Origin of the sequence: Nocardioides sp. NPDC057767, assembly GCF_042798275.1 — a bacterium.
Lineage (GTDB): Bacteria > Actinomycetota > Actinomycetes > Propionibacteriales > Nocardioidaceae > Nocardioides.
On sequence record NZ_JBHVKJ010000105.1, the window covers coordinates 1 to 8,549 of the forward strand.

At 71.1% G+C, this 8,549-nt stretch carries 6 protein-coding genes; 3 read left to right on the top strand and 3 right to left on the bottom strand.

The features are described 5' to 3' along the window. Nucleotides 1-38 precede the first annotated feature (38 nt). Nucleotides 39-749: a TetR/AcrR family transcriptional regulator gene (locus ACFVDI_RS28095; RefSeq protein ID WP_378912174.1), complete on the bottom strand. Its 711-nt coding sequence runs from the start codon at nt 747-749 to the stop codon at nt 39-41. A gap of 169 nt (nt 750-918) precedes the next feature. Here ACFVDI_RS28095 and ACFVDI_RS28100 point away from each other — a divergent pair, with 169 nt between their 5' ends. After that, a complete protein-coding gene (locus ACFVDI_RS28100; RefSeq protein ID WP_378912175.1) occupies nt 919-1,848 on the top strand; it encodes an NAD-dependent epimerase/dehydratase family protein in 930 nt (309 codons plus the stop codon). An 11-nt stretch (nt 1,849-1,859) separates the two neighbouring features. Here ACFVDI_RS28100 and ACFVDI_RS28105 read toward each other — a convergent pair whose 3' ends face one another. Continuing rightward, nucleotides 1,860-2,639, bottom strand: coding sequence for a 3-hydroxybutyrate dehydrogenase (locus ACFVDI_RS28105; protein WP_378912176.1), 780 nt, complete (start codon nt 2,637-2,639; stop codon nt 1,860-1,862). Then, nucleotides 2,636-4,009, bottom strand: a complete 1,374-nt coding sequence (locus ACFVDI_RS28110) for an MFS transporter (RefSeq protein WP_378912177.1) — start codon at nt 4,007-4,009, stop codon at nt 2,636-2,638. The genes ACFVDI_RS28105 and ACFVDI_RS28110 overlap by 4 nt, the downstream gene beginning before the upstream one ends. Nucleotides 4,010-4,103: 94 nt before the next feature. Here ACFVDI_RS28110 and ACFVDI_RS28115 point away from each other — a divergent pair, with 94 nt between their 5' ends. Continuing rightward, nucleotides 4,104-5,033: a LysR family transcriptional regulator gene (locus tag ACFVDI_RS28115; protein WP_378912178.1), complete on the top strand. Its 930-nt coding sequence runs from the start codon at nt 4,104-4,106 to the stop codon at nt 5,031-5,033. 101 nt (nt 5,034-5,134) lie between these two features. After that, a complete protein-coding gene (locus ACFVDI_RS28120) occupies nt 5,135-8,512 on the top strand; it encodes a pyruvate carboxylase (RefSeq protein WP_378912179.1) in 3,378 nt (1,125 codons plus the stop codon). The last annotated feature ends 37 nt before the right edge of the window (nt 8,513-8,549 follow it).

An 8,549-nucleotide genomic window follows, 5' to 3' on the forward strand; every position in this document is an offset into this window, starting at 1 on the left:
AGGGAAGTGACGGTTTTCCTGCGTACCTAGACGAACCGTCACAACCCGAGCTGGCCGGCCAGGGTCGTCAGATGGAGCTCGAAGAGGCCGGCCGGGTCACCGAAGCGGTCGGGGCCGAACTGACCGAAGACCTCGAAGCTGACGCGTCCGAAGAGGCTGGTCCAGACGAGTACGCCGCGGGTGAGCGCAGCATCGGGCAGATCGAGACCGAGCTGGTCGCGGATGCCCTGGAGCCCGACGGCGAGCGCGGGCGAGATCCCGTCGTCTCCCTCCGGCACGGTCAGCCGGCCGGCGGCGAGCGCGCCGGCACACACCCGCAGCATCGCGGTCGGGACGCGGGCGCCCGGCACGCTGGTGCGCTCGTCCGGCGCGGCGTAGCCGGGGACGGGTGACCCGAAGAGCAACGCGTACGTCGCCGGCTCGGCGAGCGCCCAGGTCCTGACCGCGCGGCCGAGCGCCAGGAACTGGGCGCGGTGGTCGTCCTCGGGGGCGGCCGCGACGGCAGCGTCGACGGCGTCGCCGAGCTCGTCGTAGCCGGAGACGAGAAGCAGGGTCAGCAGCTCGTCGCGGTTCTTGACGTAGCGGTAGACGGCCGAGGAGACCACCCCGAGGTCGCGGGCCACCGCGCGCAGCGAGAGCGCGGCGGCGCCGTGGACCGCCAGGTGCTCGCGGCCGATCCGGACGATCTCGTCCATGGTCTGCGCCCGCGCCCGCTCGCGTGGGGTGCCGTCTCGTGAGGTGGCTGTCATGGCGCCATCGTGTCCCGATCGAGAGAGCGCTGTCAACAAAAGTGAGCAGTGCTCTTGCATTTGTCGACGACCCACGCCAGACTCTTTCCGAGAGCACTGCTCTCGGAGTCTCCACAGGTGGTTCCTGAGCCTGTCGAAGGGCTCGACCACCGAAACCAAGGACACAGCCATGAACAGCACCTACCTCGTCATCGGCGCCGGCCCCGTCGGCGCAACCATCGCCCAGCAGCTCGCCGCCCGCGGCGACCGCGTACGCCTCCTCACCCGCTCCGGGAGCGGTCCGGTGCACGAGAGCATCGAGCGCCTCCGCGGGGACGCCACCGACGCCGAGACGGTCACCCGGGCGGCCACCGGAACCCGCGCGGTCTTCCACTGCATGCACGGCAGCGCCTACGCCGCGGAGACGTGGCGCGCCGAGCTCCCGCGAGCCGGGAAGATCGTGCTCGAGGCCGCCGGACAGGCCGGCGCCGTGGTCGTCTTCCCGGAGAGCCTCTACGCCTACGGCCACGTCACCGGCCCGATGACCGAGCAGACCCCGCGGAACGCCGACTTCGGCAAGCCCGCGGTGCGCGTCGAGCTGCTCCGCGCCCGCGACGCCTCCCCGACACCGACCGTCAGCGTCGCGGCCTCGGACTTCTACGGCCCGCTGGTGCGTACCGCCCACGCCGGCGAGCGGATGGTCCCGACGGTGCTGGCCGGCCGCACCATGCGCGTCCTCGGCGACCCGGACGCACCGCACTCGTGGACGTACGTCCCGGACCTCGGCGCCGCGATGATCAGGGCGGCCGACGAGGAGAGCCTGTGGAACTCCTTCCTGCACGCTCCCACCGCCCCGGCGATCTCCCAGCGCGACCTCGTCCGTCTCTATGCCCACGTCGCCGGGGTCGAAGCGCCGCGGGTCGGCCGGATCCCCACCTGGGCGCTGAAGGCGATCGGGGCGGTGCATGCCGGCACCCGGGAGCTGGCCGAGATGGTCTACCAGTTCGACAAGCCGTTCGTTCTGGACTCCTCGGCCAGCGAGTCGCGTCTCGGCCTGTCCCCCACCCCGCTCGAGACCGGGGCCAAGGCGACGGTGGACTGGTGGCGTACGCAGGCCTGAGCGGGATGGGGCTAGCGGGCGCTCCAGCCGCCGTCGATGGCCCACGAGGCACCGGAGACCATCGAGGCGTCAGGGCCGGTGAGCCAGCCGACCAGAGAGCCGACCTCGTCGGGCTCGACCAGCCGCTTCACCGCCACGTCCTGCAACAGCACCCGCTCGACGACCTCGGAGGCATCCACACCGTGCACCTCTGCCTGATCGGCGATCTGCTTCTCCACCAGCGGCGTACGCACGTAGCCGGGGTTGATGCAGACGCTGGTCACGCCGTGCGGACCGCCCTCGAGGGCGGTGACCTTCGAGAGTCCCTCCAGACCGTGCTTGGCCGAGACGTAGGCGCTCTTGAAGGGGGAGGCGACCAGGCCGTGCACGGAGGAGATGTTGACGATGCGGCCCCAGCCGTTGGCGTACATGTAAGGCAATGCGGCCCTGACCAGCAGGAACGGCGCGACCAGCATGATCGAGTGGATCCTGCGGAAGTCGTCGGGATCGAACTTCTCGATGGGGCTGACCCGCTGGATGCCGGCGTTGTTGACCAGGACGTCGACCTCGAGGGTGAGGTCGTCGAGCTCGTGGGTGGCGGTCAGGTCGACCACCCACGCCTCGCCGCCGATCTCCTCGGCGAGGGCGTGGGCGGCGTCGCCGGCCAGGTCGGCGACGACGACCCGCGCGCCGCGGGCGGCGAGCTCGCGGGCCACCGCCGCACCGATCCCCGACGCGCCGCCGGTGACCAGGGCCCGCCGGCCCTGCAGCGTACGTCCGGGATCGACGGCGCCCGAGATGGTCGAGGTCACGCCGGGCTCACCTCGCGTGCGGCCTCACGATCGGCGTCGGCCCGGTCCAGCGCACGCAGCGAGGCGCCCTTCGTCTCCTTGAGGGTGAGGACGACGAGCGCGGTGATGATGCCCGCCACGGCGAGGTAGACCGCGGTGTTGGTCCAGGTGCCGGTGTCCTTGAGCCAGGCGATGGCCAGCAGCGGTGCGAGGGAGCCGGCGAAGATCGAGGTCACCTGGTAGGAGATCGAGATGCCGGAGTAGCGCATCCGGGTCGGGAACATCTCGGCCATGATCGCGGGCTGGGTGGAGTACATCAGGGCATGGATCGCCAGGCCGGCGATCAGCGCGGCGCAGATCGCCACGTTGCTCTTGGTGTCGAGCATCGGGAAGGCCCAGAAGCCCCAGGTCGCGCCGAGCACCGCCCCGACCAGGTAGACCGGCTTGCGGCCCACCCCGTCGGCGAGACGGCCGACGGCGAGGATGAAGAAGAAGTGGCAGGCGTGCGCGATCGCGATCAGACCGAGGAGCGCCCCCTGGTCCATCTTCTGGTCCTCGACCAGGTAGACGATCGAGAACGACACCACCAGGTAGTACATGATGTTCTCCGCGAACCGCAGACCCATGCCCTTCAGCACCCCGAGCGGGTAGCGGCGCAGCACCTCGAAGACGCCGTAGCCGGCCGAGGCGGCGTCGCTCTGCTCGGCCTTGGCCTCCTCGAAGATCGGCGAGTCGGTGACCGAGCGGCGGATGAAGTAGCCGACCAGGACCACGACGGCCGAGAGCCAGAACGCGACGCGCCAGCCCCAGGCCAGGAACGCGGCGTCCGACAGCGTGATGGTCATCAGCGTGAGCACCAGCGTGGCGAGCAGGTTGCCCACCGGCACCGCGGCCTGCGGCCACGCGGCCCAGGTAGCCCGCCGCTCGTCGGGAGCGTGCTCGGCGACCAGCAGGACGGCGCCGCCCCACTCACCACCCAGCGCGAGCCCCTGCACGAACCGCAGCAGCACCAGCGCGATCGGTGCGGCCAGACCGATCTGGTCGTACGTCGGCAGGCAGCCCATCAGCACGGTGGCGACACCGATCAGCATGATGGTCAGCTGCAGCGTGTACTTGCGGCCGAGGCGGTCGCCGATGTGGCCGAAGACGACGCCGCCCAGCGGCCGGGCGACGAACCCGATGGCGTAGGTCACGAAGGCCGCGATGATCGCGTCGTAGGCGTTGCCGGTGGCCGGCATGATCACCTTGGCGAAGACGAGCGCCGAGGCGGTGGCGTAGAGGAAGAAGTCGTACCACTCCACGACCGTGCCGGCCATGGAGGCCGCCACGGTCCTGCGGAGCAGGCTCTGGTCGTTGGGGGCGGCGGTGGCGCCCGGCTGTGTCATGGACATGGCTGGGAGTGTGACAGTGATCATAATGTGCTTGCAACGCTCATGTTGGCACACGCGATGAACGGAAATGCACATCGCAGGCTAGGGTGACCCGATGGCCACGACCTCGCCGACGCCGCCGTCCGCCGACCAGCTGCTGGTGCTGCTGGAGGTCGCCCGCAGCGGCCGCTTCACCGCCGCCGCCCGCTCGCTCGGCCTGACCCACACGACGGTCAGCCGCAACATCTCCGCGCTCGAGCGTGCCCTCGGCGGCCGGGTCCTGGTGCGTGGCTCCGACGGGTGGGCGCTGACCGCCCTCGGCGAGCGCGCGGCACGAGCGGCCGAGGGCGTCGCCGAGTCGCTGGCCCGGCTGGCCGCGGACGAGCCCGCCGACCCGGTGGCCGGCGTGGTCAGGATGTCGACGACCGACGGGTTCGCTGCGTACATCGCCTCACCGGCGGTCGCCGCGCTGCGGCAGGACCATCCCGAGCTCGCGGTCGAGATCGTCACCGTGACCCGGCAGGCGGCGCAGCACCGCTCCGGCGTCGACATCGAGGTGGTGGTCGGCGAGCCGGCGGTCATGCGTGGTCGCGCGCTCCACCTCGGTGAGTACGAGCTCGGCCTCTACGGCTCCCCCGGCTATCTGGAGCGCCACGGCACCCCGGGCACGATCGAGGAGGCCGTACGCCACCGCCTGGTCTACTTCGTCGACTCGATGCTCCAGGTCGACGACCTCGACATCCCCCGCCGCCTGCTGCCCGGCATCCGCGACGCCGTCACCTCGACGAACGTGTTCGTCCACGTGGAGGCGACCCGTGCCGGGGCCGGCCTCGGTCTGCTCCCCTGCTTCATGGCCGACCGTCACCCCGACCTCGTCCGGATGCTCCACGAGGAGATCCACCAGCGGCTGCCCTACTGGGCGGTCGTGCATCCCGAGTCCTGGCGCCGGCCGGCCGTGGCCGCGGTCGTGGGCGGCCTGCGACAGCAGATGGCCGAGCAGCAGGATGCGCTCCTCGGCCGGACCCGCGAGGGCGACCAGAGCTGACGACGCCGAGGCTCCATCGTCACGGCTTCTTAACGTCCACTAACTGGGCGAAATCGTCCCATAACCTGGACGAAGCACTTCGGATGGGTACCGTGGCCGCCATGTTCAAGAAGGTGTTGGTAGCCAACCGCGGCGAGATCGCGATCCGAGCTTTCCGTGCAGGCTTTGAGCTCGGCGCCAAGACGGTCGCCGTCTTTCCCTACGAGGACCGGGGCTCAGAGCACCGGCTGAAGGCCGACGAGGCCTACCAGATCGGGGAGCTCGGTCATCCGATCCGGGCGTATCTCGATCCCGACGCGATCGTCGAGGTCGCCAAGCAGAGTGGCGCGGACGCCATCTACCCGGGTTACGGGTTCCTCTCCGAGAACCCGGCGCTGGCCGAGGCCTGCGCCCGGGCGGGGATCACGTTCATCGGGCCGTCGGCGGAGGTCCTCACCCTGACCGGCAACAAGGCCACCGCCATCGCGGCGGCCAAGGCTGCCGGCGTACCCACCCTGCAGTCCGTCGAGCCGTCCACCGACGTCGACCAGCTCGTCTCCGCCGCCTCCGCTCTCCCCTACCCCCTGTTCGTGAAGGCCGTCGCCGGTGGTGGCGGTCGCGGGATGCGGCGCGTCGACGACCCCGAGAAGCTCCGCGAGGCCGTCGAGACCTGCATGCGCGAGGGCGAGGCCGCCTTCGGCGACCCGACCGTCTTCATCGAGCAGGCCGTCGTCGAGCCGCGTCACATCGAGGTGCAGATCCTCGCCGACGGCGAGGGCAACGTCATCCACCTCTTCGAGCGTGACTGCTCGGTGCAGCGTCGCCACCAGAAGGTCGTCGAGATCGCGCCCGCGCCCAACCTCGACCCCGAGCTGCGCGAGCGCATCTGCGCTGACGCCGTGCGGTTCGCCAAGGAGATCGGCTACTCGTGCGCGGGCACCGTCGAGTTCCTGCTCGATCCCGCCGGCAACTACGTCTTCATCGAGATGAACCCGCGCATCCAGGTCGAGCACACCGTGACCGAGGAGGTCACCGACGTCGACCTGGTCCGCTCGCAGATGCGGATCGCCGCCGGCGAGACGCTGGCCGACCTCGGCCTCAGCCAGGACTCCGTGCAGCTGCGCGGCGCAGCGATGCAGTGCCGGATCACCACCGAGGACCCCGCCAACAACTTCCGTCCCGACACGGGCATGATCACCACCTACCGCTCCCCCGGCGGCGCCGGCATCCGCGTCGACGGTGGAACGACGTACGCCGGCGCCGAGGTCTCGCCGCACTTCGACTCGATGCTCGCCAAGCTCACCTGTCGTGGGCGCACCTTCGAGGACGCCGTCACCCGGGCCCGCCGGGCCGTGGCGGAGTTCCGGATCCGCGGTGTCGCGACGAACATCCCGTTCCTGCAGGCGCTGCTCGACGACCCCGACTTCATCGCGGGCTCGATCACGACCTCGTTCATCGAGACCCACCCGCAGCTGCTGACCGCGCGCGCCTCCGGCGACCGCGGCACCAAGCTGCTCACCTACCTCGCCGACGTGACCGTCAACCAGCCGCACGGGGCCGCACCGGTCTCGCTGCACCCGTCCTCGAAGCTGCCGGCGGTGGACATGTCCGTCGCGCCTCCGGCGGGGTCGCGTGACCTCCTGCGCGAGCTCGGGCCGGAGGGCTTCGCGGCCGCGCTGCGTGCCCAGGAGGCGGTGGCGGTCACCGACACCACCTTCCGTGACGCCCACCAGTCGCTGCTGGCGACCCGGGTCCGCACCACCGACCTGCTCGGTGTCGCCGGCCATGTCGCGCGGCTGACGCCGCAGCTGTGGTCGATGGAGGCCTGGGGCGGGGCGACGTACGACGTGGCTCTGCGCTTCCTCTCCGAGGACCCGTGGGAGCGGCTGGCGCAGCTGCGCGAGGCGATCCCCAACATCAACCTGCAGATGCTGCTGCGCGGTCGCAACACGGTGGGCTACACGCCCTACCCGACCGAGGTCACCGACGCGTTCGTCTCGGAGGCCGCGGAGACCGGCATCGACGTGTTCCGGATCTTCGACGCCCTCAACGACGTCTCCCAGATGCGGCCGGCGATCGATGCCGTGCGCTCGACCGGGACCGCTGTCGCCGAGGTGGCGCTGTGCTACACCGGCGATCTCTCCTCCCCGGACGAGAAGCTCTACACGCTCGACTACTACCTGCGACTCGCCGAGGAGATCGTCTCCGCCGGGGCGCACGTGCTGGCGATCAAGGACATGGCCGGGCTGCTGCGGGCGCCCGCGGCGCGCACCCTGGTGACCGCGCTTCGGGAGCGGTTCGACCTGCCGGTGCACCTGCACACCCACGACACCGCCGGTGGCCAGCTGGCCACGCTGACGGCCGCGATCGAGGCCGGCGTCGACGCCGTCGACGCCGCGACCGCATCGATGGCCGGCACCACCTCCCAGCCGCCGCTCTCCTCGCTGGTGGCGGCGACCGACCACACCGCGCGAGCCACCGGCCTCTCGCTGGCGGCGGTCAACTCGCTCGAGCCCTACTGGGAGGCCGTACGCCGCGTCTACGCGCCCTTCGAGTCCGGGCTGCCCGCGCCGACCGGCCGGGTCTACCGCCACGAGATCCCTGGCGGCCAGCTCTCCAACCTGCGTCAGCAGGCGATCGCGCTCGGGCTGGGCGAGAAGTTCGAGCAGATCGAGGACATGTACGCCGCGGCCAACCAGATCCTCGGCCGCGTCCCCAAGGTCACCCCGTCCTCGAAGGTCATCGGCGACCTGGCCCTCTCGCTGGTCGCTGCCGGTGCCGACCCGGCGGCGTTCGAGGCCGACCCGGCTGCGTACGACATCCCGGCCTCGGTCATCGGCTTCCTCAACGGGGAGCTCGGCGACCCGCCGGGTGGCTGGCCCGAGCCGTTCCGCAGCAAGGCCACCGCGGGACGCACCTGGAAGGAGCCGTCGCCGGCGCTGTCGGCCGAGGACGCCGCCGGGCTGGTCTCCGACCGTCGCGGCACGCTCAACCGGCTGCTCTTCCCCGGACCGACGAAGGACTTCAACGAGGCGCGCTCGAAGTGGGGCGACGTGTCGGTGATCTCGACCCTCGACTACCTCTACGGCCTGCGCGAGGGCGAGGAGCACGTCGTCGAGATCTCCGAGGGCAAGACGGTGATCTTCGGGCTCACCGCCGTCTCCGAGCCCGACGAGCGCGGCATCCGCACCGTCATGGCGACGATCAACGGCCACCTGCGTCCGATCGGGGTGCGTGACCGCTCCGTCGCTGCCGAGGTCGCCGCCGCCGAGAAGGCCGACCCCGCCGTACCGGGCCAGGTCGCGGCACCGTTCCAGGGTGTCGTCACCATCACCGTCGCGGCCGGCGAGTCGGTCAAGGCCGGCGACACCGTCGCCACCATCGAGGCGATGAAGATGGAGGCCGCCATCACCGCCCCCATCGACGGCACCGTCTCGCGTCTCGCGTTCTCCGGCACCCAGTCCGTCGACGGCGGCGACCTGGTGCTGGTGCTCGGCTGAGCCGAGACGTCAGCGGCGTCGGCCGAGATGGCACCTG

Coding starts and splice junctions, on each gene's coding strand:
- ACFVDI_RS28095 (WP_378912174.1), bottom strand. CDS start 749: ATGACAGCCACCTCACGAGACGGCACCCCACGCGAGCGGGCGCGGGCG.
- ACFVDI_RS28100 (WP_378912175.1), top strand. CDS start 919: ATGAACAGCACCTACCTCGTCATCGGCGCCGGCCCCGTCGGCGCAACC.
- ACFVDI_RS28110 (WP_378912177.1), bottom strand. CDS start 4,009: ATGTCCATGACACAGCCGGGCGCCACCGCCGCCCCCAACGACCAGAGC.
- ACFVDI_RS28115 (WP_378912178.1), top strand. CDS start 4,104: ATGGCCACGACCTCGCCGACGCCGCCGTCCGCCGACCAGCTGCTGGTG.
- ACFVDI_RS28120 (WP_378912179.1), top strand. CDS start 5,135: ATGTTCAAGAAGGTGTTGGTAGCCAACCGCGGCGAGATCGCGATCCGA.